27 protein-coding genes are annotated in these 23,536 nt (G+C 75.5%); 15 read left to right on the forward strand and 12 right to left on the reverse strand.

Going from position 1 to position 23,536, the window contains the following annotated elements; genetic code table 11:
* Complete coding sequence (locus tag CNX65_RS16715; protein ID WP_096494143.1) at nt 1-684, reverse strand: TetR family transcriptional regulator; 684 nt, start codon at nt 682-684, stop codon at nt 1-3.
* 102 nt (nt 685-786) lie between these two features.
* Between CNX65_RS16715 and CNX65_RS16720 the strand changes: the two genes are divergently transcribed.
* The 5 genes from CNX65_RS16720 to CNX65_RS16740 all read left to right on the forward strand — a co-directional run bounded on the left by CNX65_RS16720 (nt 787) and on the right by CNX65_RS16740 (nt 5,633).
* Nucleotides 787-1,749 carry an SDR family NAD(P)-dependent oxidoreductase gene (locus CNX65_RS16720; protein ID WP_198320485.1) on the forward strand — a complete coding sequence of 321 codons (963 nt, stop codon included), beginning with the start codon at nt 787-789 and terminating at the stop codon, nt 1,747-1,749.
* Nucleotides 1,750-1,777: 28 nt separating this feature from the next.
* Nucleotides 1,778-1,990, forward strand: a complete 213-nt coding sequence (locus tag CNX65_RS16725) for a hypothetical protein (RefSeq protein ID WP_096494145.1) — start codon at nt 1,778-1,780, stop codon at nt 1,988-1,990.
* 311 nt (nt 1,991-2,301) lie between these two features.
* The gene (locus CNX65_RS16730; RefSeq protein WP_096494147.1) at nt 2,302-3,759 is read left to right on the forward strand and encodes a glycoside hydrolase family 43 protein; all 1,458 of its coding nucleotides are present in this window, start codon (nt 2,302-2,304) and stop codon (nt 3,757-3,759) included.
* Nucleotides 3,760-3,773: 14 nt separating this feature from the next.
* Nucleotides 3,774-5,282 (forward strand): extracellular solute-binding protein, encoded by a 1,509-nt coding sequence (locus CNX65_RS16735; RefSeq protein ID WP_096494149.1) that lies wholly within the window; start codon nt 3,774-3,776, stop codon nt 5,280-5,282.
* 69 nt (nt 5,283-5,351) lie between these two features.
* Nucleotides 5,352-5,633, forward strand: a complete 282-nt coding sequence (locus tag CNX65_RS16740) for a hypothetical protein (RefSeq protein ID WP_157767687.1) — start codon at nt 5,352-5,354, stop codon at nt 5,631-5,633.
* Nucleotides 5,634-5,715: 82 nt separating this feature from the next.
* On the opposite strand, the gene CNX65_RS16745 is transcribed toward CNX65_RS16740, so the two are convergent.
* Both CNX65_RS16745 and CNX65_RS16750 read right to left on the reverse strand, forming a co-directional pair.
* A complete protein-coding gene (locus CNX65_RS16745) occupies nt 5,716-6,741 on the reverse strand; it encodes a LacI family DNA-binding transcriptional regulator (protein WP_096494153.1) in 1,026 nt (341 codons plus the stop codon).
* Nucleotides 6,742-6,871: 130 nt separating this feature from the next.
* The gene (locus CNX65_RS16750; RefSeq protein ID WP_096494155.1) at nt 6,872-7,711 is read right to left on the reverse strand and encodes an SDR family oxidoreductase; all 840 of its coding nucleotides are present in this window, start codon (nt 7,709-7,711) and stop codon (nt 6,872-6,874) included.
* Nucleotides 7,712-7,810: 99 nt separating this feature from the next.
* Here CNX65_RS16750 and CNX65_RS16755 point away from each other — a divergent pair, with 99 nt between their 5' ends.
* Nucleotides 7,811-8,212 (forward strand): winged helix-turn-helix transcriptional regulator, encoded by a 402-nt coding sequence (locus tag CNX65_RS16755; RefSeq protein WP_177154604.1) that lies wholly within the window; start codon nt 7,811-7,813, stop codon nt 8,210-8,212.
* A gap of 382 nt (nt 8,213-8,594) precedes the next feature.
* Here the strand turns inward: CNX65_RS16755 and CNX65_RS16760 are convergent, their stop codons facing one another.
* Complete coding sequence (locus tag CNX65_RS16760; RefSeq protein WP_096494159.1) at nt 8,595-9,395, reverse strand: MmyB family transcriptional regulator; 801 nt, start codon at nt 9,393-9,395, stop codon at nt 8,595-8,597.
* A 150-nt stretch (nt 9,396-9,545) separates the two neighbouring features.
* Between CNX65_RS16760 and CNX65_RS16765 the strand changes: the two genes are divergently transcribed.
* Nucleotides 9,546-10,064 (forward strand): nuclear transport factor 2 family protein, encoded by a 519-nt coding sequence (locus CNX65_RS16765; protein WP_096494161.1) that lies wholly within the window; start codon nt 9,546-9,548, stop codon nt 10,062-10,064.
* 114 nt (nt 10,065-10,178) lie between these two features.
* On the opposite strand, the gene CNX65_RS16770 is transcribed toward CNX65_RS16765, so the two are convergent.
* Nucleotides 10,179-10,829 carry a DUF998 domain-containing protein gene (locus CNX65_RS16770; RefSeq protein ID WP_198320486.1) on the reverse strand — a complete coding sequence of 217 codons (651 nt, stop codon included), beginning with the start codon at nt 10,827-10,829 and terminating at the stop codon, nt 10,179-10,181.
* Nucleotides 10,830-10,849: 20 nt separating this feature from the next.
* On the opposite strand from CNX65_RS16770, the gene CNX65_RS16775 reads away from it, so the two are divergent.
* Complete coding sequence (locus tag CNX65_RS16775) at nt 10,850-11,638, forward strand: alpha/beta fold hydrolase (protein ID WP_096494163.1); 789 nt, start codon at nt 10,850-10,852, stop codon at nt 11,636-11,638.
* Nucleotides 11,639-11,819: 181 nt separating this feature from the next.
* Nucleotides 11,820-12,080: a hypothetical protein gene (locus CNX65_RS16780; protein ID WP_157767688.1), complete on the forward strand. Its 261-nt coding sequence runs from the start codon at nt 11,820-11,822 to the stop codon at nt 12,078-12,080.
* Nucleotides 12,081-12,210: 130 nt separating this feature from the next.
* Here CNX65_RS16780 and CNX65_RS16785 read toward each other — a convergent pair whose 3' ends face one another.
* Nucleotides 12,211-13,008, reverse strand: a complete 798-nt coding sequence (locus tag CNX65_RS16785) for an alpha/beta fold hydrolase (protein WP_096494167.1) — start codon at nt 13,006-13,008, stop codon at nt 12,211-12,213.
* A gap of 154 nt (nt 13,009-13,162) precedes the next feature.
* On the opposite strand from CNX65_RS16785, the gene CNX65_RS16790 reads away from it, so the two are divergent.
* From CNX65_RS16790 to CNX65_RS16800, 3 genes are read left to right on the forward strand one after another with little or no spacing between them, the layout of a single operon-like run.
* Nucleotides 13,163-14,140 (forward strand): NRAMP family divalent metal transporter, encoded by a 978-nt coding sequence (locus tag CNX65_RS16790; protein WP_096494169.1) that lies wholly within the window; start codon nt 13,163-13,165, stop codon nt 14,138-14,140.
* Nucleotides 14,137-14,499, forward strand: a complete 363-nt coding sequence (locus CNX65_RS16795; protein WP_096494171.1) for an MlaD family protein — start codon at nt 14,137-14,139, stop codon at nt 14,497-14,499. The genes CNX65_RS16790 and CNX65_RS16795 overlap by 4 nt, the downstream gene beginning before the upstream one ends.
* Nucleotides 14,486-14,743 (forward strand): PRC-barrel domain-containing protein, encoded by a 258-nt coding sequence (locus CNX65_RS16800; RefSeq protein ID WP_096494173.1) that lies wholly within the window; start codon nt 14,486-14,488, stop codon nt 14,741-14,743. Before CNX65_RS16795 ends, CNX65_RS16800 begins: the two co-directional genes overlap by 14 nt.
* Before the next feature lie 34 nt (nt 14,744-14,777).
* Here CNX65_RS16800 and CNX65_RS16805 read toward each other — a convergent pair whose 3' ends face one another.
* Nucleotides 14,778-15,164, reverse strand: coding sequence for a hypothetical protein (locus CNX65_RS16805; RefSeq protein ID WP_096494175.1), 387 nt, complete (start codon nt 15,162-15,164; stop codon nt 14,778-14,780).
* Between the two features lie 200 nt (nt 15,165-15,364).
* Between CNX65_RS16805 and CNX65_RS16810 the strand changes: the two genes are divergently transcribed.
* On the forward strand, nt 15,365-16,309 hold the full coding sequence (locus CNX65_RS16810; RefSeq protein ID WP_096494177.1) for an SDR family NAD(P)-dependent oxidoreductase: 945 nt from the start codon (nt 15,365-15,367) through the stop codon (nt 16,307-16,309).
* Nucleotides 16,310-16,370: 61 nt separating this feature from the next.
* On the opposite strand, the gene CNX65_RS16815 is transcribed toward CNX65_RS16810, so the two are convergent.
* The 5 genes from CNX65_RS16815 to CNX65_RS16835 form a co-directional block, all read right to left on the reverse strand.
* Nucleotides 16,371-16,634, reverse strand: a complete 264-nt coding sequence (locus tag CNX65_RS16815) for a GlsB/YeaQ/YmgE family stress response membrane protein (protein ID WP_015802141.1) — start codon at nt 16,632-16,634, stop codon at nt 16,371-16,373.
* Nucleotides 16,635-16,713: 79 nt separating this feature from the next.
* Complete coding sequence (locus CNX65_RS16820) at nt 16,714-18,072, reverse strand: carboxylesterase/lipase family protein (protein ID WP_177154605.1); 1,359 nt, start codon at nt 18,070-18,072, stop codon at nt 16,714-16,716.
* A 34-nt stretch (nt 18,073-18,106) separates the two neighbouring features.
* Nucleotides 18,107-18,970, reverse strand: a complete 864-nt coding sequence (locus CNX65_RS16825) for an MBL fold metallo-hydrolase (protein ID WP_177154619.1) — start codon at nt 18,968-18,970, stop codon at nt 18,107-18,109.
* Between the two features lie 209 nt (nt 18,971-19,179).
* Complete coding sequence (locus CNX65_RS16830; RefSeq protein ID WP_096494181.1) at nt 19,180-19,860, reverse strand: hypothetical protein; 681 nt, start codon at nt 19,858-19,860, stop codon at nt 19,180-19,182.
* A gap of 331 nt (nt 19,861-20,191) precedes the next feature.
* The gene (locus CNX65_RS16835) at nt 20,192-21,613 is read right to left on the reverse strand and encodes an alpha/beta hydrolase (RefSeq protein ID WP_157767689.1); all 1,422 of its coding nucleotides are present in this window, start codon (nt 21,611-21,613) and stop codon (nt 20,192-20,194) included.
* Nucleotides 21,614-21,742: 129 nt separating this feature from the next.
* Between CNX65_RS16835 and CNX65_RS16840 the strand changes: the two genes are divergently transcribed.
* Entirely contained in the window at nt 21,743-22,849 is a 1,107-nt protein-coding gene (locus CNX65_RS16840; RefSeq protein WP_096494185.1) for a sensor histidine kinase, read from the forward strand.
* Nucleotides 22,846-23,505, forward strand: coding sequence for a response regulator (locus CNX65_RS16845; RefSeq protein ID WP_096494187.1), 660 nt, complete (start codon nt 22,846-22,848; stop codon nt 23,503-23,505). Before CNX65_RS16840 ends, CNX65_RS16845 begins: the two co-directional genes overlap by 4 nt.
* The last annotated feature ends 31 nt before the right edge of the window (nt 23,506-23,536 follow it).

The following is a 23,536-nucleotide window of genomic DNA, read 5'->3' on the forward strand; positions in this document are numbered from 1 at the left end:
TCAGGTCCGGGGCAGCGCCCCCGTCGTGGTCATCGCGACCGCGCCGCGCAGCAGGTCGTGCAGGGTGGTCGTCTCCGGGCTGCTGTGCACGTGCAGCACCGGGATGGACGGGTCGGCGCGGTAGGCGGCCAGCAGGCTCGCGGGCGGCGGCACGTACGCCGACAGGGCGCCCGCCAGCACCAGGACCTGGAGGCAGTACGCCTGCGCGGCCTCGCCCAGCTCCGGGACGTGGCCGCGCACCAGGGCGGTCGCGTCGACCAGGGTGGCCAGCGAGGCGTGCTTGTGGCGGGCGATGACCTCGGCCGAGACGTTCTGCTCCAGGACGCTGCCCTGCGCGCCGAACAGGTCGCAGAGCACCGGCCGGTCGGCCAGCGAGCGGCTCAGCACCTCGGACAGGCGGGCGGCCCGCTCCTCGGCCGGACGGCTCGGGTCGACGTCGCCCAGCTCCTCGGTGATCGCGGCCAGCCACTCCCGCAGGAAGCGGTTGAGCAGCTCCAGCAGCACGGCCTCGCGGGTCTCGAAGTAGCGCAGCACGTTGGACTTGGCCAGTCCGATGCGGCGGCTGAGCTCGTTGAGGCTCAGCTCGGCGACCGGCATCTCGTCGAGCATCGCCGCCGCCGTGTCCAGGATCGCGCGGCGGCGGATCTCCCGCTGCTCCGCGCTCCGGGCCCGTTGGAACGTCACCGGGGGAGCTTACAACGAACCGGCGGTCTCTTGACATGAGACCGCCGGTCTCTTACTGTTCCGTCCTGTAACAGACCGGCGGTACTTTAAGAGGAGCGCACGATGAGCGAGAACTGGACCGAGCGGAACGTCCCCGACCAGAGCGGCCGGGTCGCGGTGGTGACCGGCGCGAACACCGGACTCGGCTTCGAGACCGCGCGGGTCCTGGCGGAGCGGGGCGCGACGGTGGTGCTGGCCGTCCGCGACGTCGAGAAGGGCAAGCAGGCCGCCGAGCGGATCGCGGGCGAGGTCCTGGTGCAGGAGCTGGACCTGACGTCGCTGGACTCGGTCCGCGAGGCCGCCGCCGCTCTGCGCGCCGCCCACCCGCGCCTCGACCTGCTGATCAACAACGCGGGCGTGATGTACACCCCCAAGCTCACCACCCGCGACGGCTTCGAGCTCCAGTTCGGCACCAACCACCTGGGCCACTTCGCGCTCACCGGCCTGCTGCTGGAGAACCTCCTGCCGGTGCCCGGCTCCAGGGTGGTGACGGTCAGCAGCACCGGGCACCGCATCCAGGCGGCGATCCACTTCGACGACCTGCACTGGGAGCGCGGGTACAGCAGGGCGGGCGCGTACGGCCAGTCCAAGCTCGCGAACCTGATGTTCACGTACGAGCTGCAACGACGGCTCGCCGCGCACGGCACCACCATTGCGGTCGCGGCGCACCCCGGCGTGTCCAACACCGAACTGGCCCGCAACACCCCGGCCGCGTTCCGCGTGCCGATCGGCTGGCTCGCGCCGGTGCTCACCCAGCCCGCGCCGATGGGCGCGCTGCCGACCCTGCGCGCGGCCACCGACCCGGCGGTGCTGGGCGGGCAGTACTACGGGCCCGGCGGGCTGGGTGAGATCAAGGGACACCCGAAGGTGGTGCGGTCCAGCCCGCAGTCCCACGACCTGGACGTCCAGCGGCGGCTGTGGGACGTCTCGGAGCAGCTGACCGGCGTGGGGTTCCCGGTGTCGGGGGACGGGTGGGACGAACGGCTCGCGCCCGTCCCGGCCGCGCGGCTCACGGGCTCCCGGTGACCTGATCACCCGCCTTGGTGACCGGTACGTGGTGCGCTCGCCGCTCCAGAAGTGGCACACCAGGGTGACCACCCCGTCCGCCGCCCCGGCGAAGAACTCCGGCTTCAGGGTGATCCGGTTCCCCGTGGCGGCGGACTGGACCGGCGGGTCGTGGCTGATCACGTCGACCGGCCACGGGACGCCCGTGGAGAAACGCGGTTCCGCGGTCGCCGCGATGGTGGTGTCCCGCGACAACTCGTAGCCCGCCAGGAACGCGTCGAGACGGCCCTGATCGGCGTTGGTGCGCAGGAAAGTTTCTTTCACGCGAACGTGGGGAGTTTCGGTGTCGGATGCTGCGCAGCGGGTCGGAAAAGCGTCAACGGCGGACCTGCTTTTCGACGATGTGAACAGCATTTTCCCGGCTCGCCGTCGAATTCTCTTGTCGAACGCGAGTCGAATGCGGAAGCCCCGTTGACCTGCACCGCAGCCGTGGGTACGGTCCGCGTGGCGGAAACTTTCCCGAGCGGTTCCCGAAATTTTCCGCACCGATGAGGCCCGACCGAAGACGGTGAGATGAGCGCCCCGATCATCCCTGGTTTCCACCCCGATCCGAGCGTGTGCCGGGTGGGCGAGGACTACTACCTGGTCTGCTCCAGCTTCGAGTACTTCCCCGGCATCCCGGTCTTCCGCAGCCGTGATCTGCTGACCTGGACGTTGATCGGCAACGCGCTGGACCGGCCGGAGCAGTTGCGGCTCGCGGAGGCCGCCCCGTCCGGTGGGCTGTACGCGCCGACGCTGCGGCACCACGGCGGGAAGTTCTGGCTGATCGTCACGAACGTCTCCGGCGGCGGGAACCTGCTCTTCCACGCCGAGGACCCGGCGGGCCCGTGGTCCGACCCGATCCCGCTGCCGGGTGTGCACGGCATCGACCCGGACCTGGTGTGGGACGAGGACGGGAACTGCTGGTGCACCTGCGCCGGGGTGACCCAGGTGCGCATCGACCCCACCACCGGGCGCGCGCTCGGCGAGCAGACGCGGATCTGGTCGGGCAGCCCCGGAGCCAAGGCCCCCGAGGCGCCGCACCTCTACAAGATCGGTGAGCACTGGTACCTGCTGATCGCCGAAGGCGGCACCGAACGCGGGCACGCCGTGTCCATCGCCAGGGGCGATTCGGTGAACGGACCGTTCACCCCCAACCCGGACAACCCGGTCCTCACCCGCCGGGGCACCGACGACCCGGTGCAGAACACCGGGCACGGCGACCTCGTGCAGGCCGTGGACGGAACGTGGTGGCTGGTCTTCCTCGGCGTGCGACCGGGCGGGGGCACGCCGGGCTGGCACGTGCTGGGCCGGGAGACGTTCCTGGCCCCGGTGACCTGGGTCGACGGCTGGCCGGTCGTCGGCGAGCCGGTCGCGGGCCCCACCGAGCCGTGGGCCGAGCCGGTCCTGGACCACTTCGACGGCCCGCGGCTGCACCCGCGCTGGATCTCGCTCCGCGAGCGCACCCCGCAGCGCTGCACCACCACCGCCCGCCCCGGCTGGCTGACCCTGCGCGCCACCGCCGAGACCACTCCCGAGGGCGAGTTCGTCGGCATCCGCCAGCAGCACCGCTCGTGCCGGACCCGCGTCGTCGTCGACGCCACCGAGGGCAGCGGCGGCCTGGTGGTGCGCCTGGACGACCGGCACCACTACGGGATCGAGGTGTCCAGGGGCCGCGCGACCGCCCGAGCGCACGTCGGCCCGCTCCGCTCCGAGCTGGGCAGCGCCGAGGTCGACCCCGGCGAGGCCGTCCTGGAGATCGAGATCACCGAGACCCGGCGCCTCGCCGACGCCCGCACCGGCCCCGACACCGTTGCCCTGCGCGTCGTCCACCCCGACGGCGCGGTCACCGAACTCGCCGCGCTGGACGGCCGCTACCTGTCCACCGAGGTCGCGGGCGGCTTCACCGGCCGGGTCGTCGGCCTGCGCGCCACCGGCGGCGCCGTCCACTTCGACCGGTTCGAGCACGAACCCGTCGACCCGACCCGATGAGGGGAAACCCCGACGTGGCTGTGGACCGCAGGGCGTTCTTGGGCCTCCTCGCCGCCGCGGGCGGCGCCGCGCTGGTCGGGTGCCAGGCCCCGGTCCCGCGCGGCGGTTCCGCGCTCGGCGGCGACGCGCTCGCGGCGCTGCTGCCCGCACACCGTCCGGTGGAGTTCGCCAAGCCCGACCTGCCCGGCGTGAACGGCTCGGTGCCCGGCTACCTGTCCTACCCGGCCGCCCCCGTGCGGGCCGTGCGTGGGCCGGTGCTCAGCGCCGACGTCACCGCGATGACCCCGTCGTTCTGGCCGCCCGCACCGGGCCTGGGGCAGAACTCCTACTACGACGCGGTCAACGAGCGCCTGGGCGGCGCGGTGAAGTTCGAGACCGTGTCCGGCGCCGACTACCAGGCCAAGCTCGCCGCCCTCATGGCGGCGCGGCAGGTGGCCGACTACCCGATGCTCGCCAACATCCCCACCGACTCGTGGCACGCGTGCGTGCGCAACGGGCGCCTGCACGGCGTGCCCTACCCCGGCCAGCTCTTCCCCGAGGTGCTGTTCTACCGGGACGACGTGTTCGAGCAGCTCGGGGTGGAGCCGCCGCGCAGCGCCGAGGAGTTCGCGGCGATGGCCAAGCAGCTCAACGACCCGGCGAACAACCGGTGGGCGCTCGGCGACGTGTTCCGCTCGCTCGTGCGGGCCTTCGGCGGCCGGGGCGACTGGGTGCGCGACGACTCGGGCACGCTGCTCAACCAGCTCGAAGCGCCCTGGTACGCCGAGGCGGTGCGGTTCACCCGGTCCCTGTACGACGCCGGGTGCGTGCACCCGGACATCGTGGCGGGCAACTGGAACCGCGGCAACGAGCTGTTCGCGTCCAGGCGGATGGTCGTGAACCAGGGCGGGATGGGCGCGTGGGCCGAGCAGGTCGCGCAGCAGCGGCCCGCCGACCCCGGCTTCCGGATGACCGCGCTGCCGCTGTTCGCGCACGACGGCGGCGAGCCGACCTACCCGGTGGCCGCGCCGACGGCGATGGTCGCGTTCGTGCGCGAGGACGTGCCGGACGACCGCGTGCGCGAACTGCTGCGGCTGTGCGACTTCGCCGCCGCGCCGATCGGCGCCGAGGAGCACCGGCTGCTGCGGTACGGGGTGGAGGGCGTGCGCAGCAGGCGGGACGAGCGGGGCAACCCGGCGCTGACCCCGCTGGGGCAGAAGGAGATCACGCTGACCTACGGCTTCGCGGCGGGCCCGCCGGAGGCGATCACGACCACCGACCACCCGGACCTGGTGCGCGCCCAGCACGCCTGGTACGCGCGGGAGTGGGGCCACCGGACCAAGCCGCTGGCGTTCGGGCTGCGGGTGGAGGAGCCGCCGGAGTTCGCCACCCTGGCCAAGGAGTTCGCCGACCGGACGGCGGACATCCTGCGCGGGCGGGCCGGGTTGTCCGAAGTGGACGGTCTGGGCGAGCGGTGGCGCAAGGCGGGCGGTGACCGGCTGCGGGAGTTCTACGACAAGGCGCTGCGGGACGCCGGGCGCTGAGGACGGGCGCTGAGGAGGACGGGCGCTGAGCCCTCTCGGCTCGCGCCCGCCCGATCGCCGGTGGGCGCGGTGGCCGACGTCACCGGCGACGGCGACCAGGACATCGCCGCCCGCCGGCTGGACGGCGCCCTGCGCACCCGCGAGCACACCGGGCTGTTCGACGAGGCCAACACCAGGGCCCCGCCGGAACCGGTCGGCTGCGGCTGGAACACCGCGGACCGGCACAGCCTCTGGGACGAGGGCACGGCGACCTTCGAGCCGGTGGTCCACCGCAACGCGGGCGCGCACAACGGTGATCTGGCGTTTCACAGCCCCGCCGTCGTGAGCGCGGGCGGGACACGACGGATCTGATACCGGGTGGGACGACGCCCTCCCGGCGGTGCGAGCGGCGAGCACCCCGGCCGTGGTCCACCACCCGCAGCGGCTCGCCCGCTCACGCGCGCGGCGGGGCCGTGCTGCGGCGGACGGTCAGGGTGGTCGCCAGTTCCACGCCCAGCTGCGGCGGGCGCTCGCCCCGGCCCAGGGCGAGCGCCAGCTCCGCCGCCGCTGCCGCCATCTCCGCGAGGGGCTGGCGCACGGTGGTCAGCGGCGGGTCGACCAGGTCGCCCACGGGCAGGTCGTCGAAGCCCACCACGCTCAGGTCCTCCGGCACGCGCAACCCCGCCTCGCGGGCGGCCCGGTAGGCGCCCAGGGCCTGCAGGTCGTTGCAGGCGAACAGCGCGGTCGGCGGTTCGGGCAGGGCCAGCAGGGCTCGGGTGGCGGCGAACCCGCCGTCCCTGGTCAGCGGGGCGCGCGCGACGAGCGCGGGGTCGGCGGCGATGCCCGCGTCCTCCAGGGCGGAGCGGTGGCCGTCCAGGCGGGCGCGGCAGAACAGCAGGTCGTCCTGGCCGGTGAGCACGCCGATCCTGCGGTGGCCGAGCCCGGTCAGGTGCCGGGTGGCCGCGCGCCCGCCGGACCAGTTGGTCGCGCCGACGAACGGCACGTCGTCGGGCAGCTCGCCGGTCGGGTCGAACACCACGAACGGGATTCCCCTGGCGCGCAGCCGGTCCCGCTCCTCGGCGGAGAGCTGCGCGACGGTGACCACGCAGGCGGGACGGCGGTCCAGCGCGTCGTCGACCCAGCAGCGCACCGAACTGCCCCTCGGGCCGAACTCGGACAGCACCAGCCCGACCCCGTGCCTGCGCGCGACCCGCTGCACACCCCGGATGATCTCCACGCCCCACATGTCGGCGGGCTCGTCGAACACCAGGTCCACGACCGCGCCGCGCCCGGTCGCGCTGGACTTGCGGTAGCCGTGCTCGTCGATCAGGGCCTCGACGCGGGCCCTGGTGCCCGCCGAGACGCCCGAGCGGCCGTTGAGGACCTTGGAGACGGTGGGCGCCGACACGCCCGCGCTGGCGGCGATGGAGGAGATGGTGACCGGCCTGCTGGAATCGGCCTGCTCCCGGCTGTCCGACAAGCCCCGCTCCTCTCCGCCCGCCCGACCACCGGCGGGCGCCCGACCCGGCCACTCTACGGTCGCGGCCCGCGTCGCGGGCGCGCGCGGGCCGGTGGGCGCGCCTTCGGCCACCCACCGGCCCGCGCCGGGATCAGCGGAACGCCGCGGCGTTGCGCGCCGCCCACTCGGCGAACGCGCGCGGCGCCCGCGACAGCACGCGCTCCACGTCCGGGCTCACCCGCAGCTCCGCCTCGTTGGGGGAGCCGAGGATGTCCAGGGTGTCGTCGGCCAGCTCGCCCGGCATCGACCGGGACATGGCCTCCTTCGCCTCGGCGCGGCTCAGCTCGTGGAAGCGCACCGGCTCGCCCAGCGCGTCCGCGACGGCCCGGGCCTGCTGCCGGGGCGTGATCACCTCGGGGCCGGTCAGCTCCAGCGCCGACCCGTTCCAGGTCTCGTCCAGCAGGCAGGCCGCCGCGACCTCGGCGATGTCCGCCGGGTCGATCACCGGCACGCCCACGTCGCCGAACGGGGCGACCACGAGCCGCTGCGCCCGGACGGACTCGGCCCACCACAGGGCGTTCGAGGCGAACCCGCCCGGCCGCAGGACCACCTGCTCGAGACCGGAGCCGCGCAGGGCGTCCTCCAGCTCGCGCATCGCGATCCGGGTCCTGCCGAACGGCCTGGTCACCACGCCCAGCGTCGAGAGCAGCACGACCTTGCGCACCCCGCTGCGCGCGGCCAGGTCGACCAGGTCGACGGGGTTGGCGCCCAGGGCGTGCAGGTCGCCGGACAGCAGCAGGAACAGCGACTCCGCCCCGTCCAGCAGCGGGGCCAGGCTCGCCGGGTCCGCGAGGTCGGCCACCGCGTGCACCGCCCCGTCCGGCGCCTGCGCCTGGTGGCGCGACACCGCCGTCACCCGCCTGCCCGCGCCGGTGAGCGCCCGCACCAGCGGGGTTCCGATGTTCCCGGTCGCGCCGGTCACCACGATCATGGAGAACTCCTCGTCACAGCGTGCTCTTCAGTGAGAGACGGGACGCTAGGAGCCGGAACTTACTTTTGGTAAGGACGCACCTCGGGGTAAGTTCAGGACGTGGCGGGAGGCTCGCAGTTGGCGCAGGGTGGTTCCGGGGCCCGGTATGACGTGTTTCACACCGACTGCCCGGCGCGGGACATGGTCGACCACGTCACCAGCCGGTGGGGCATCTGGGTGCTGATCTCCTTGCGGAGCAACGACCTCAGGTTCTTCGAGCTGCGCGACAGCATCCGGGGGGTCAGCGAGAAGATGCTCTCGCAGACCCTGCGCGTGCTGGTCGAGGACGACCTGGTGTGGCGGCGCGTCGAGCCCACCACCCCGCCGCAGGTGACCTACGGGCTGACCGCGTTCGGCCGCGAGGTCGGGCAGCCGCTGACGCACCTGTTCGACCTGATCACGCAGCGCCTCCCGCCGCGCGAGGACGCCCGGACGTGGGGTGGGCCGGTGGACGCGCCCTGACCGCCCGCGCCTCGCTCGCGTCGGTGACCCGCCGACTTCGCCTCGATCGAGGACCTGCGCCGGTCGATGTTCGAGCGGGCGCTCCAGGTGGTGGACGACCGGCTCACCGCCACGGCGGCGACCGGGCCGCCGGAGGAGCTGCCGAGGCAGGCGGCGGACCACGTGCTGGCGCTGCGGCCCGTGTTCCACGCCTACCACGAGCACCTGGCCGGGCACCTGGCCCCGTGCGTCGGCGGGCGCACCGCCGGGCTCGCGGTGGCGGCGACGCCGCGGGGCCTCGTGCTCACCGCGCTCGCGCACCCGGACCTGGAGCCGGAGACCTTCCACGCCGCCGTGCTCGACCTGATCGACCGCCTGCGCGTCGACCCGTGGCGGGGGAGGGCTAGGGCGCGTCGTCGCGGGGCGCGTAGAGCACGACCCAGTGGTCGCGCTCGGGGTCGTGCAGCAGCTCCAGGTCGAAGTGCCGCCACCCCAGCTCGGGGTGGCGCATCCGCTTGACCGCCGACCGCCAGTCGCCCACCTCCGCCCGCGCCCAGTGCGCCCGGAAGTCCGCGCTGGTCGCGGTCAGCTCGGCGTGCAGCGCCGCCAGGTAGGCGTCGCCGGGGTAGCGGCTCAGCGCCGCGCGCAGCTCCCCGGCGGCCACGCGGGCGAGCAGCGCGACGCCCTCCGCGTCGAGCAGCTCCGACCGGCCCTCGGCGGTGAACGCCTGGTAGGCGAGGTTGCGCGCGAACGGCCCGGTGGCGGACACCGGGCGCAGGAGTTCGGCGGCGGCGTCGTTGTGGGCCAGCAGGTCCAGGCGGCCGTCGTGCACCGTCACGGGCGCCGAGTCGCCCAGCGCGCGCACCACCCGCAGCAGGCCGGGGCGGACGACCTCGTGCGGTGAGCCGGGGTCGGGGGCGGGTTCGCCCGCGAGCCGGAACAGGTGGTCCCGCGCGGGAGTCGTGAGCCGCAGGGCCCGCGCCAGGGCGGCGAGGACCTCGCGGGAGGGGCGGGTGGCGCGGCCCTGTTCGAGGCGGGTGCAGTACTCGACGGAGATGCCCGCGAGGTCCGCCAACTCCTGCCTGCGCAGCCCCGGCACCCGCCTGCGCGAGGTCCTGGGCCGCCCGGTCTGCTCGGGCGCGGGCATCGCCGCCCGCCTGCCGCGCAGGTACTCGCCGAACGCGGTCCGGTCCTCCGTCGTCACGGTCCCATTGTGCCGCCGCGGTTCCCGCTCCCCGCCTGACTGGCCCTGCCGGTACCACCCTCGGCGCGGCCTCCCTCGCGCGCGGCGCGGACCCCAGGATCGAGGGGTGCCGCAACCGTTGGCGCGCAACGACTTCCGCCGGAGGCGCAAGTGACCACCCCCGACCCCCTCGCGCTCGCCCAGCGCTTCGTCCGCGCCGTGGAGGCCAAGGACCTCCGCGCCGTGTCGGACGTGCTCGCGCCGGACGTGCGGCAGCTCTTCCTCCAGTCCGGCAAGGCGGGCACCCCGGAGGGCGTGGCGGAGCTGATCTCCGGGCGCGGCAGGGGTTTCTGCGTCGCCCACCTCAAGGGGCGGGCCGAGGTGCTGGCCTACACCGAGGGGATCTTCGCCAAGTTCGACCCGCTGGTCTGGCGCGACCACCGGTGGAGCGCCACCGAGGGCGCGGCCTGCTTCGCCGCCACGGGCGACATGGTCGTCGCGCGGACGGGCAAGCCCTACCGCAACCACTACGTGATCCGCTTCGACGTCGCGGACGGCCTGATCACGCGGATGTCCGAGCACGGCGACGCGCTGCGCTACGCGGGCCTCGGGGTCCGGCCGAACGCGGCCGAGTTCCGGGCGCTCCTGCGCGCGCTGGGCCACGCGGTCACCCCGTTCCGGTCCCGCTGACCCCCTTCGACCTGCGTGGCCTGCCGCTGCCCACCCGCGACCCGGCCCACCTGCACGTCCACGACACCTCGGGCTTCGGCGGGGGCGCCACCGTGCACGTGGACCACCCGGCGGTCACCGGGGCGGCCCGTCACCCGGCCTGACCGCCCCTCGGGACAACACCCGCGCGCCGAGCAGCAACCCGGCCGAGACGGTCAGCAGCTGGACGCGCTGGACCAGCCCGGCCCCTGGCTGGTTGGCCAGGACCGCCGACAGCACACCGGTCCCGGCGAGGAGGATCAGCACCACCCTGGCGCTCGGCAGTCGGGTGCCCCGCTCCAGGACCGCCGCGGCGGCGAGCGCGCCGACGAACGTCAGCACGCTGGTCACCTGGTGCAGGTGGTGGCTGAGCGACACCGCGCCTGCGGCCTCCCGGTCGCGGCACAGCGCATCCGTGCTGGGCGCGCAGTCGAGCGGCAGCGCGGTGTCGGCGAGGGTCGCGAGGGCGAAGACGAGCACGGCGGCGACCGCCCACCGCCCGCGCAGGCCGCGCGCGGCGAGCAGCAGGCAGCAGGCGGCGAGCGAGTCGGTGGCGCGGAACAGCCACCGGTGCGGCTGGTCGTCGGCGAGCAGCTCGCTCACGTAGCCGTCCACGACGGACAACCCGGTCGGCAGCACCAGTTCGAGCAGCCAGCACGCGTACAGCACCGCCGCCGCGACCAGCCACGCGCCCGGCCGGTCGAGCCCTGGGCAACGACTCCGGCTCGACGCCCTGTCCTCGATCACGCTCGCGCCACCCTTCCGCCATGCTGTGCCCCGTGGTCACCGTCGTGGGCTCGGACCTGCACCTCGTCGCGGACGGACCGGAGGGCGCGCCGCCGGTCGTGCTCCTGTCCGGTCTCGCGGGCGCGATCGCCGACTGGGACCCGGTGACCCGGCTGCTCGCGACCTCCGCGCGGGTGCTGCGGTTCGACCGGCCGGGGACCGGGGCGAGCACGCCGTCGCCCCAGCCCTCGTCGGCGCGGCGGGAGGTGGCCGTGCTCGACGCGGTCCTCGACGCCGTCGGCGCACCGGCCGTGCTCGTCGGGCACTCGCTGGCCGGCCTGCACGCGGAGGCGTTCGCGCGGCTGCGCCCCCGGCGCGTGCGCGGCGCGGTGCTCGTGGACCCCAGCCTCGCGCCACCGGGCGTCGGCCGCCCCGCCGACGCCGGAGCCGCGCTCGCGAAAGCCCTGCTCCGCCTGGGAGTCGCGGGCCCTGCGGCGCGCGCCGCAGGCCCGCTGCTCCGCCTGGTCGGGCGCCCACCCGCCCGCGCCGCCGTGGTGGAGGAGCTCGCCGGGTACCCCGAGCTGGTCGCCGAGGTGGACGCGCTGCGCGGCGCGCACCCGCTGCCGGACGTGCCGTGGTGGGTGCTCACGGCGGGAGGGACGCTGGGGCGGCCGGGGACGGCGTCGCGCGTCCTCGCGGCCCACGGCTCGATGGCGTCGCTCTCCCCTGGCGGCGTGCACCGCGTCGTGCCGGAGGCGGGGCACCTGGTGCAGCTCGACGATCCCCGCGCGGTGGCCGGTCCGGTGCTGCGCTGCCTCCACAGCACCTGAGCCTACGGCCGCGCGGGCGGTGCGCGGGAACGGGGACCGAACCGCCGCGGCCACCCGGCAGGGTGGTCCCGCTCGCGGTGCGCGCTCGCTCGTCCGGGTGGGAACCGGGGGCGCGGGGCATTCCCGGTCGGCGGAGGGCAACCCCTCGGACACGACGAAGACGACCACGGAGGTGGATGTCGTGCGCAAAGAGCTCCTGAGCGGCCTTGTCCTCACCGCGGCGCTCGCGGCGGCGCCCCTGGCCCTCGCCGGAACGGCCTCGGCGGAGGAGGGGTGCCGGTACTACTACACGTCGATGTTCCCCGGCCCCAACGGCGAGACCAAGGGCTACGGGGACTACACCGAGGGCGACGCGGACCCGGAGGGGCGGGTGTGCCGGGACGGCTGGTGGTCCTGGCCCGAGGGCGAGCAGAACCCCTGGGACCCCGGTATCGCGGGCTGACACGCGCATGACGGCGGGGGGCGTCCACGGTGGACGCCACCCGCCGTCCCGGTGGTCAGGAAGCGCTCGGCGCACCCTGTTGACCGCGCGCCCGCCGGTCCACCGGAACGGGCCGACCCGCCCGCAGGCGTCACCCGGCCCGCGTCAACTCCGCCCGCACCCGCTCCACCCAGTCCACCACCAGCGCCGTCGCCAAGCCGGGGCGCTCGAACAGGGCGTTGTGCCCGGCCCCGTCCAGCGCCGCGAAGCTCGCGCGCGGGTAGTGCTCCAGCGTTGCCCAGGCGTCCGCGCAGCCGACCACGTGGTCCTGCCTGCCGGTCAGGAACAGCGCGGGCGCGGTGAACGGCTCGGGGGAGGTGCGCTCCGGGGGGTCGCCGAGGCCGTAGTCGGCGGCGATGCGGGCCACGGCCGCGCGGTCGGCGGCCAGCAGGCCGGGGCGGGTGTGCTGCAGGAACGCCCGCGCGCTGCGGTGGCTGTGCTCGACCGCCTGGTCGGCGTAGTCGGCCGCCGCCTCGCCGAGCGCGGCGAGCACTGCCGGGTCCTCGTGCAGGACGGTGCGCGGCGGCACGGTGCGGTGGGCGTGCTCGGAGATCACGACGCCGACGACGGTCGCCAGCCCGAGCACCCGCTCGCGGGCGTTGTGCGCGAGGTGCCGGGCGAGCAGTCCGCCGAACGAGCTGCCGAGCACCGCGAACGGCTCCCCGCCGAGCAGGTCGTCCACCCCGCCCGCGACCGCGCGCAGCACGTCGCGGGCGCTCGCCACGCCGTCACCGGGGGAGCGGCCCATGCCCGGCAGGTCGACGTAGATCCGCCGCCACCCGCCCGCCGCCTCGATCGCGGGGTCGAGCGGCAGGAGGTCGCGGTGGTCGACCTCGAACCCGTGGATCAGGACGAGCGGGGTGCCGCTGCCGCGGTCGACGATGTGCACGCCAGCGGCGAACGCCCTGCTCGGCGCGGGTATTCCCGCCGGCGCGCCCCGGCCGGGACGGGCGCCCCCTGAACCGCCGATCGGCCGGTTTCACCCTCTCCGTCGCGGGTAGTGCTACCCGGCGGTCGGCACTCGGCAGGCAGGGGAGGGGCGCGTGAAGAAGGCTCTCGCCGTCACGCTCGGCATCCTCACCGCCATCGGCGGGGTCGCGCTCGCGGTAGAGATGGTCACCAGCGTGCACTACCTGCTGTGGGTGCCGGTGGCCGCGTTCGTCATCTGGGTGGTGCTGTGGCGGGTCAGGTTCGAGACCATGGAGCGGGTCTTCGGCCTGGCCGGGCTCGCGCTCGTGGTGTTCGTCGTGGCCCTGGTGCAGCTCGACCCGCCGTGGCGCGACCTCGGCGCCCAGGCCGCGCGGTTCGGGCCCGCCGGGGCCGAGGGCTGGGCCACCTACGCGTTCTTCGGCATCACCCTGTTCGCCGCCGCCATGACCCCGTACGAGGTGTTCTTCTTCTCCTCCGGCGGCGTCGAGGAGCGCTGGACGCGCCGCGACCTGGTGACCGAGCGCGCCAACGTCTTCATCGGGTTCCCGCTCGGCGGCCTGCTGTCGCTGGCGATCATGGCCTGCGCCGCGGCGGTCTTCCTGCCGCAGGGGATGGAGGTGCACGAGCTGGAGCAGGTCGGGCAGCCCGTCGAGCTGGCCCTGGGCAAGATCGGGCTCGCGGTGGTGATCCTCGGGTTCTTCGCCGCCACCTTCGGCGCCGCGCTGGAGACCGGGCTGTCCTCCGGCTACACCGCCGCCCAGTACTTCGGCTGGCGGTGGGGCAAGCGCGTGCCGCCCCGCCTGGCCGCGAGGTTCCACACCGTGGTGCTGGTGAGCGTGCTGATCGGCGTCGCGGTGCTGCTGACCACCGTCGACCCGGTGGCGGTGACCGAGTACTCGCTGGTGTTCAGCGCGGTCGCGCTGCCGCTGACCTACCTGCCGATCCTGGTGGTGGCCAACGACCGCGACTACCTGGGCGAGCACGTCAACGGGCGGGTGGCCAACGCGTTCGGCGTCACCTACCTCGTGATCATCGTCGTCGTCGCGGTGGCGGCGATCCCCCTGATGCTGCTGACCGGGATGGGCTCATGACCACGATCCGGGTGGACTTCCACCTGCTCGACCGCCAGATCGTCGACCTGCGAGGCGTGCCCGTGGGCAAGGTGGACGACGTGGAACTCGCCCGCGACGAGGACGGGGCGCTGGTGGTCGTGGCGCTGCTGTCCGGCGGGCGGGCGCTGGCCGGCCGTTTCGGCGGCGCGCTGGGCCGGTGGCTGCGCCGCACCGCCCGGCGTCCCGCGCTGCGCATCGGCTACGAGCACGTGGCCCGCGTGGGCAGCGCCGTGGAGCTGTCGCTGGCGGTCGAGCTGCTGGACCCGCCGCCGCTGGAGGAGTGGTTGCGGGACAACGTGATCGGCCGGATCCCCTGGGCGCGCCGTGCTGGCGAGTGAGCTGATCGGGCGCACCGCCCGCGACGCGGGCGGTCGCCCGATCGGCAAGGTCGCCGACCTGATCACCCGCGTCGACGAGCGGGGCCGACCGCGCGTGGTGGCGGCGCTGATCACGCCCGGCCACCGGGGCCGCCTGCTCGGGTACGAGCGACCCGGAATCCGGCTGCCGAAGGCGCTGGAGTTCCTGGCGCTCGCGCTGCACCGGGGCGCCCGCGAGGTGCCGTGGGAGGAGCTGCGCTTCTAGGCCCGAGCCGCCTGCGTCCCGGTGCGGCCGGTCGCTAGCAGGTCCCCGCGCGCGGCCGGAGCGCGGTGACGACCACCTGGAGGTAGAAGATGTTGCCGCCGGGGGGCGCGCACACGGTGGCGCTCGTCGGCGTCCCGCCCGGCCAGGTGAAGGTGTAGTCCACGTCGATGTTCCCGGACGTGTGGTTGTAGTACGTGGAGGTCAGCGCGCTCCCGGTCCACGCGCCCGCGCTGACCAGCGACGGCGGTTCGACGGGGGCGGGTTCGGGGTTGGCCCAGTGGGGCCAGGCGCAGAACGAGCCGCGCGGGCAGTTCCCCGGCGGCCACGCCTCGTTCGGGTCACCGGGGTCCGCGACGGCGGACGGGGCGGTGAGCAGCAGGCCGACGGCGGACGCGGCGAGGGCGAAAGCCGGTAATCGCATGGGGTTCCTCCCGTGAGCAGGGGACCGATCCGTTCCGGAAATTACTGCCGGGAGGTTGAACGGTCAAGCACTCGCGGCGGCGGTGAGCGGCCCGGCGATACCACTTCGGTTGACACTGTCATCCCAGTGGGGGAGTGTGGACGTCCACGGGCGCCGGTCGCGCCGTCCTGCACCGCCACCGAACAGGAGACCCCGTCCCCATGGCACCACCGCGCCAGCCCGTCCCCGACCTCGCGGGCCGCACCGTCGTCGTCACCGGGACCACCTCCGGCCTCGGCCTCGCCCTCTCCGGCGCGCTGGCCCGCGCGGGCGCCCGCGTCCTGATGACCGTCCGCGACCCCGAGCGCGGCGCCTCCGCCCTCGCCCTGGTGCGCGACGGGATCACCGGCGCCGGTTCCGCCGAGACCGTCGCGCTCGACCTGGCCGACCTCGCCTCCGTGCGCGCCGCCGCCGCCGACATCCGGGAGCGCGCGGGCGACCTGGTCGACGTGCTCGTCAACAACGCCGCCGTCTCGCTCGGGCCCCGCCGGCTCACCCGCGACGGGTTCGAGCTCCAGATCGGCACCAACCACCTCGGACCGGCCGCGCTGACCTGGCTGCTGATGCCCGCCCTGCGCGCCGCCGGGACCCCGGAGCGGCCCGCCAGGGTGGTGACCACGTCCAGCCTGGGGCACCGCACCGGCGGGCTCGACCCCGCCGACCTGCACTGGGAGCGGCGGAGCTACTCGCCCACCCGCGCCTACGGGGCGTCCAAGCTCGCGAACCTGCTGTTCACCGCCGAGCTGGACCGGCGGTTGCGCCGCGCGGGCGACCCCGTGCTGTCGGTCGCCGCCCACCCCGGCCTGACCACCTCGCAACTGCTCGCCAACGCCCTCGCGCGCGGCGGCACGTGGAAGACCCGGCTGTACGCGCTGCCCGAGCGCTACCTGTCCCAGCCGGTCGCCGACGGCATCCTGCCCCAGGTGCTCGCCGCCACCGGACCGGTCGGCGGCGGGGACTACCTCGGGCCCACCCGGTTGTTCGGCACCAGGGGGCCTGCCGGGCCCGCGACGCGCTCGGCCACCGCCCGCGACCCGAGGCTCGCCGCCGAGCTGTGGCGGGCCACCGCCGCGGCCACCGGCGTCGCGCCCGACCCCGGCGAGTAGTCCCCAACGCGCGAGGCCCCCGCACCACCGGGTGCGGGGGCCTCGACGTGGTCGCGCGTCGTCACCGGACGCTGGAGCGGCGGTTGCCCGACAGGCCCTCGGCGACGCCGATCAGCAGCACGGAGGCGATCACGGCGACGATGAAGCCGAGCACGTTCAGCTCGAAGACGTCACCGGTGCCGAGCACGTTCGCGATCGTGCCGCCGATGACGGAGCCCACGAGTCCGAGCAGCAGCGTCGCGATCACGCTGAGGTTCTGCTTGCCGGGCTTGATCAGGCGGGCGAGCGCGCCGATGATCAGGCCGGCGACGATGAACCCGATCATGTCACCCTCCAGGTAGTCGATGGTCCAACGCTGCCGGGATTCCCGAGCGGACCGCCACCCAATCGTCGTGCGACGCAGTTCACCTGAGGGTGTGGCCGTCACCGACCGTGCCCGGCGCGGCTCCGCCGAACACCTCCACCACCGGGTGCTCGGCGGAGTAGGCCGCCCACCCCGGTGACCCGGTGCCCGCGAACGCCACCCAGGCCCCGTGCACGCGCGCGGCGAGCCCCGCGGGCGCGGGGGTGGGGCCGAGCAGGCCGGTCGCGCCGTGCAACCACGGCGAGTCGGCGACGTCGAACACGAACGGCAGCTCCACGGTGTGCGCCGCGCCGAGCCGCCCGCCCAGCGCCGTCGAGCGGTGCGCGAAGGAGTAGACGTGCGTGCGCCCGCCCGAGATCCGCGCGTGCGCCCGCGCCAAGCGGTCCGTCCCGGCGCCGAACAGGACGGCCCCGAGCGCCTCCGCCCCCTCCTCCGGCTTCCCCTGCGGCACCACGTACAGCCGCCCCTCCTCGGTGTTCGTCCCGATCAGCAGGTCCACGTCGCGGGCCGGGCCGTCCGCGAGGGCGTCGGCGGGCTGCGCGTCCAGCACCAGGCTGAACGGGCTCAACCCGGCCAGCGGGTCGGCGGCGGCGCGAGTGCGCAGGTCGAGCCCGGCCAGCGCGGGCAGCACCGCCAGGAACCGCTCGTCCGGGGCCGCGCCGAACGCCTCGGCGGTCGGTTCCACCCCCAGCGCGGCGGACGCGGCGGCGGTGACCCGCCCCGCCTGCTCCGGGGTGAACGCCCCGGTCCCGCTGCCGCTCTGCACGACCGCCCGCCGGAACAGCCCCGTCGCCGCCGGTGTCGCGAGCAGCGCGCCCACCAGCGTCGCGCCCGCCGACTGGCCGAACACCGTCACGTGGCCGGGGTCCCCGCCGAACGCCGCGATCGTCGAGCGCACCCAGCCCAGCGCGGCGAGCACGTCCAGCAGCCCCCGGTTGCGCGGGGCGCCCGCCAGGTCCAGGAAACCGGGGACGCCCAGGCGGTAGTTCACCGTCACCAGCACGACGCCGTCGCGGGCGAACGCGCCGCCGTCGTAGAGCGCGGCCCGCGTCGACCCGGTGACGAACCCGCCGCCGTGCACGAACACCATCACCGGCCGCGCGCCGTCGTCGGCGGCCGGGGTGCGCACGTCGACGGTCAGGTACTCCGCGCCGCGCACCCACCCCGGCCCGAAGTAGGGCGTCAGGTCGAGCGCGCCGAAGTCGCGGACCGGTTGCGGCGCGGTGGGGGACGGGCGCGTGCCGTCGCGCACCCCGGACCAGCCGGGGTGCGGCGCGGGCGCGTCGAACCGGCCCGCCCCGACCGGGGCCGCCGCGTAGGGGATCGCGCGGTACAGCTCGCCGGAGCCGTCGCGGACGCCGCGCACGGCGCCCGCCGGGGTGTGGACGACCGGGTTCACGCGAGAGCTCTCCGCTCCGGGATCGGTTGGCACGTCAGGAGATCCGCTCGAACGGAGCCCACCGCTTGATCGCGAACCCGGACCCGGCGCGCTCGACCTCCGCCGCGCCGTGCCCGCCGAAGTGCGCCGGGAACACCAGCGCGTTGCGCTCGGCGGCCAGGCCGAGCAGCCTGCGCCGGGTCGCCCTGGACTCGGCCGGGTCCTCGCAGAAGCAGGAGTTGACGTCCGGCTCCACGACCTGCAGCGCGGTGTGCACCAGGTCCCCGACGAACAGCGCCCGGTCACCCCCGGACTCCAGGGTCAGCGCGGACGAGCCGGGCGTGTGACCGGGCGCCAGGTCCAGCCGCAGGTTCGCGTCGATCCGGTGCGAGCCCTCCCACAGGTGCGCCAGCCCTGCCTCGCGCACCGGCCGGACGCTGTCCTCGAACACGTTCTGGTTGCCCCGCCCCAGCACGGACCGGTGCTCGTTCGCCGGGTCCCAGAACTCGAAGTCCCGCTGCGGCATCAGGTAGGTGGCGTTCGGGAACGTGGGCACCCACTCCCGCCCGTCCAGCCGGGTGTTCCAGCCGACGTGGTCCACGTGCAGGTGCGTGTTGACCACCACGTCCACGTCCTCGGGCCGCACCCCGGCGGCGGCGAGGTTGGCCAGGTAGTCGCTCTGCCTGCGGCTCCACAGCGGCGAGTAGGGCCGGTCCTTGTCCTCGCCGACGCCGGTGTCGACCAGGATCGTGCGGCCCTCGCTGCGCAGCAGCCAGGTCTGGACCGCCGAGCGGCACTCGTCCGCCACCGGGTCCCAGAAGTCGGGGGCCAGCCAGTCGCGGTTCCCGTCCCACGACTCGGCGGCGCTGTCCGGGAAGAACTGCCCCGGACCGAGCTCCACCGAGCCGTGGAACTCCATGACGCGGGTGACGGTGACGTCGCCCAAGGTGATCTCGTTCTGCTCCACGTGCTCCGCCCTGAGGTCGGGTGACCTGACGGGGTCGAGCCTGGACGCGCCGGTGCGGGACAACCACTCCCGCCCGTTCCTACCCACGGCGCTGGGTGGCTGGAACGGCCGGGCGGCTGGGTGGCGCCGGGTGGCCGGAACGGCCGGGTGGCCGGAACGGCTCAGAGCAGGTGGCCGGTCACGCTGCCGCCGGGGAACACCCCGTCCCGCACCGGGCCGTCGAAGCCGGAGCGCGGGGCCACCACGGGCACGTCGAACAGGCCGGGCGCCGGGACCTCGACCTGCGCGCGCGGCCGGGCGGTGATCTCCGCGCAGGTCAGCAGGGCGCGCGGGTCCTGCGCGTCCAGGTCCACCCCGCTCATCCGCAGCGCCAGCTCCAGCGCGCCACCGCTGGCGAACCCCTCCAGGTCGATCCCCGCCGAGACCAGCGCGCGGGACAGCAGCCGCTCCGGGTCCTCGTCGCGCAGCCCGCCCAGCGCGGACGCCTCGGCCAGCACCCGGCCGCCACCGGCGTACAGCACCCGCGCCTGCACCGGCGTGCCGCCGACCGCGAGCATCCGCCCGCCACCGGCCGTCACCGCGCGCGCCACCTGCGGGCGCAACCCCTCCCGCGTCCAGGTCTCCCACACCAGCAGGCACCGCTTCGGCCCGCCCGCCACCACCCGCTGCACGCCGAGCCGGGCCCGCCCCTCGGGCGCGCCCCGCCCGGCCCAGTCCCACCACCGCCCGCGCGTGAGCTGCGGCCCGGTGGCGGCGTCCGCGCCCCACCCGGCCAGCAACCGCTCCGGCGGCACGCCGTGCACCAGAGAGACCATCACGTGGTCGACCAAGCCCAGCGACACCGGATCCTCCCTCCAGCCCCGACCACGACCGGGAATCGCTCCGGGGCACGCCGAAGGGGAGCAGACCACACTGCTCCGAGCGCCCGCCATCCCCCTGTCCGGTGGATTGGCGCGGGCGGCCGTTCGCAGCAGCCCGGTCGCGCCCGGTGACGGTCCGGTACGGGGTGTGACCACCCGCTTCCGGGGTGGGGAGGAACCGTTGCAAGGCAAGGGTTTTCGAGCGCTGCGATCCTTTGGGGAACGTCGCCGCGCCGGGGTGCGGCGGTGACGTCCGGGACCCCGGGGGGAGGAGGTGCGCGTGGTGCCGAGCGCGAAGATCACCGGATGGCGGTCAACCCGCCGGGCAGTGCGCGTCCCGTTGCGGCAGAACGCGTTCGGTGAGGTAGCGGTGCACCAGGTCGACCGCGCAGGGCGTCCTGGTCGCCACCCCGTGCCCGAGGCCCTCGTGGGTGACCAGCACCGAGCCGGGCAGCTGGTCCGCCACGCGCCGCGCGCCCTCGTGCGGCGTCGACGGGTCGTGCCGCGAGTTCAGCAGCAGGACCGGCGGCGCGTCCCCGGCCTCCAAGGGGCGCTGCGGGTTCGTCGCGGGGACCGGCGGGTTCACGCACAGGTCGGCCAGGTCGTACGCGGACTGCCGCACGTCCGGCGCGACGGCGCGGGACGCGGCGCGCAGCGCCTGCGCGCGGGCGAAGGTCGACGCGTCGTTGCGGTTGTCGGCGCACTGGAGGTAGATCGGCAGCGGGACCGGGGACGGCGCGGCGGTGTCCCCGGCGGCCTGCCGGGTGGGAGCGTCGAACCGGGCGATCCGGTCGGCGACCTCCGGCAGGTCCGGCTGGGTCAGCGGGGACACCAGCCGGTAGGTCAGCCCGGCCGGGTCGAGCGGGCGGGCCGGGTCGTCCGGGTCGGGCAGCCCGCCCCGCTCGGCGCGGTCGAACAGCGCGGCGACCCGCGCGCGGACGTCCTGCCCGTGCAGCGCGCACCCCGCCTCGCGGTCGCACCACTCCAGGAACACCTCGAACGCCCCCTGCGCGGCCTGCGCGCCCGCGAGCGCGAACCGCTCCGAGTCCACGGTGTGGTCGAAGACCCCGTCCAGCACCGCGGTCCGGACGCGGCCGGGGAACAGCTCGGCGTACCGCTGGCCGACCACCGTCCCGTAGGACAGCGCGTACAGGTTCACCGACCCCTCGCCCAGCGCGGCCCGCAGGGCGTCGACGTCCCCCGCCACCTGCGTGCTGTCCAGGTGGTCGAACACCGGGCCGGTGCGCTCGCGGCAGTCGGCGCCGAGCGCGGCCTGCGCGGCGAGCAGGTCGTCGAACTCCCGCTGGTCCGAGGGGGTCGGCCGGTCCAGCGCGGCGACGAGCTCCGGGGCGCACAGCACGGGGTTGCTGCGCCGCACGCCGCGCGGGTCGAAGCTGACGACGTCGAAGCGCTCCGCGGTCCCGGCGGAGAACAGCAGCTCGAACAGCCGGTCGTCGGTGACCGCGTCCACCCCGGAGCTGCCGGGACCGGCGGGCAGGTAGACGAGCGCGCCGACCCGTTCGCCGCGCGCGGGGCGGCGGGCGACGGCCAGGTCGAACCGCTCCCCGCCGGGATCGGCCCAGTCGACCGGGACGGGGACGGCGGCGCACTCGGCCGCCGGGTTCCCGGCGCAGGGCTCCCACTCCGGCGCGGGTGTCCCGCTCGCGGGCGGGACGAGGACGAGCGACGCGGCGACCGAGGCCACGACCGCCCAGTGCGGATGACGAGTGATCATGCGCTCCACCGTGGCCGCCCGCGCCGCCCGCCCGCCTCCGCCCGGCGGCCAGTCGTCTCCGCCTCCGGGGGGATGCCCCTCCGCCCGGCGACGGAGGCGGCGCGCGGGCGCGCTCCCTAGGGTTGGCGCATGACGCCGCTCCTGCTGCGGGTGCTGCCGCTGCCGCTCACGGCCGCGTTCCTGGCGGTGTTGCACGGCCCCGCGCCCACCCGCCCGGCCGACTGGCTCCTCGGCCTGGCCGCCGCCGCGCTCACCGGGGCGGCCGGGCGGTTCCCGCTCACCGCCGCGCTGCTGAACCCGGTGCTGCTGCTCGCCGCCGAGCTCGCGGGCGCGGACGTGGCGTCCCCGGTGATGTTCATCCTCACCACGATCTCGCTGGCGGAGCTGTGGGTGCGCCGCGCGGGCCGGCCGTGCTGGAGCGCGGCGGCGGCGTTCGCGGCGGCGCAGGTGGCGATCTACGCGCCGCACTACGACCCGCTCCTGTCGACCTCCTCGCTGGTGCTGACCACGGGCCCACCGGTGCTGCTGGGCAGGCACGTGCGCTCGGTGCTGCGGACCGCGCGGGAGGCCGAGCGCGGCCGGGACGACGCGGTGCGGCACGCCCGGCTGGCCGAGCGCACGGCCATCGCGCGCGAGCTGCACGACCTGGTGGCGCACCACCTGGCGTCGATCACCGTGCAGGTGGGGGCGGCGCGCCACGCGCTGGGCGGCGCGCACCCCGGCGTCGACCGGGCCCTGGAGCAGGCGCACGGCACCGGACGGGCCGCGCTGGCCGACCTGAAGCGGCTGATGGCGGTCCTGCGCGACCCCGCTGCGGGGCAGGACGGGACCGGCGTGGTGGTGGGGGAGACCGGGCTGACCACGGCGCTGGAGGCGGCCGTGGACCGCACGCGCGCCGCCGGGGCCGTGGTGGAGGCGGAGGTGGACGCGGCGGTCGCCGGGCTCGACTCGATCCGCCGGATCTCGGTGCTGCGCGTGGTGCAGGAGGGGCTGACGAACGTGGTCAAGCACGCCGGTCCGCGGCCCCGCGCGCGAGTGCGGGTGGCGGTGGGGGAGGAGGAGGTGCGGATCGTGGTGGCCGACGACGGGCCCGCGCCCCGCCCGCCGCACGCCCCCGGCTTCGGCCTGGTGGGGATGCGGGAGCGGGTGGAGCTGCTGGGCGGGAGCATCAGCGCGGGCAGGCGGGAGTCGGGCTGGGCGCTGGAGGTCACCATCCCGACCGGGGGCGCGCGGTGATCCGGGTGCTGCTGGTGGACGACCAGCACCTGGTGCGCGCGGGCCTGCGGATGCTCTGCGAGAGCAGTGCAGGCCTGGACGTGGTGGGGGAGGCGGCCGAGGGCGGGGAGGCGGTGCGGCTGGTGGAGCGGCTGGCGCCGGACGTGGTCCTGATGGACCTGCACATGCCGGGCGTGGACGGCACCACCGCGACCGCCAGGATCCTCGCCTCCCGGCCCGCCACCCGCGTGCTGGTGCTGACCACGTTCGACGACGACGAGCACCTGTACCCGGTGCTGGACGCGGGCGCGCAGGGCTTCCTGGGCAAGGACGCGCCGCCGGAGGAGCTGCTGGACGCGATCCGGCGCACGGCGGCGGGCGAGTCGCCGTTCAGCGGGCCCGTCCTGCGGCGCCTGGTGGACGCGGCCCGCGCGGCGCACCGCGCCGAACCGGTCAGCCCCGAACCGGCCCCGCCCCGGCCAGGGCTGCCGGGGTTGACCGACCGGGAGCGCGACGTGCTGACCCTGGTCGGCGAGGGGCTGTCGAACGCGGAGGTGGCGGCGCGGCTGCACGTGGCGGTGAGCACGGTGAAGACGCACGTGGCCGCGCTGCTGGACAAGACCGGCGCGGCGAACCGGGTGCGGTTGGCGGTGCTGGCGATCCGCAACCCCGGCTGAGCGCGGACCTGGTTGAGCGCGGACCCGCGCT

It is taken from the genome of Actinosynnema pretiosum (genome assembly GCF_002354875.1).
GTDB classification, from domain to species: Bacteria; Actinomycetota; Actinomycetes; order Mycobacteriales; family Pseudonocardiaceae; genus Actinosynnema; species Actinosynnema auranticum.

Excerpts from the sequence above, each read along its gene's own strand:
- CNX65_RS16720 (WP_198320485.1), top strand. The coding sequence starts at position 787 with ATGAGCGAGAACTGGACCGAGCGGAACGTCCCCGACCAGAGCGGCCGG.
- CNX65_RS16730 (WP_096494147.1), top strand. The coding sequence starts at position 2,302 with ATGAGCGCCCCGATCATCCCTGGTTTCCACCCCGATCCGAGCGTGTGC.
- CNX65_RS16750 (WP_096494155.1), bottom strand. The coding sequence starts at position 7,711 with ATGATCGTGGTGACCGGCGCGACCGGGAACATCGGAACCCCGCTGGTG.
- CNX65_RS16775 (WP_096494163.1), top strand. The coding sequence starts at position 10,850 with ATGCTGTGCCCCGTGGTCACCGTCGTGGGCTCGGACCTGCACCTCGTC.
- CNX65_RS16795 (WP_096494171.1), top strand. The coding sequence starts at position 14,137 with ATGACCACGATCCGGGTGGACTTCCACCTGCTCGACCGCCAGATCGTC.
- CNX65_RS16805 (WP_096494175.1), bottom strand. The coding sequence starts at position 15,164 with ATGCGATTACCGGCTTTCGCCCTCGCCGCGTCCGCCGTCGGCCTGCTG.
- CNX65_RS16810 (WP_096494177.1), top strand. The coding sequence starts at position 15,365 with ATGGCACCACCGCGCCAGCCCGTCCCCGACCTCGCGGGCCGCACCGTC.
- CNX65_RS16815 (WP_015802141.1), bottom strand. The coding sequence starts at position 16,634 with ATGATCGGGTTCATCGTCGCCGGCCTGATCATCGGCGCGCTCGCCCGC.
- CNX65_RS16825 (WP_177154619.1), bottom strand. The coding sequence starts at position 18,970 with ATGGAGTTCCACGGCTCGGTGGAGCTCGGTCCGGGGCAGTTCTTCCCG.
- CNX65_RS16835 (WP_157767689.1), bottom strand. The coding sequence starts at position 21,613 with ATGATCACTCGTCATCCGCACTGGGCGGTCGTGGCCTCGGTCGCCGCG.
- CNX65_RS16840 (WP_096494185.1), top strand. The coding sequence starts at position 21,743 with ATGACGCCGCTCCTGCTGCGGGTGCTGCCGCTGCCGCTCACGGCCGCG.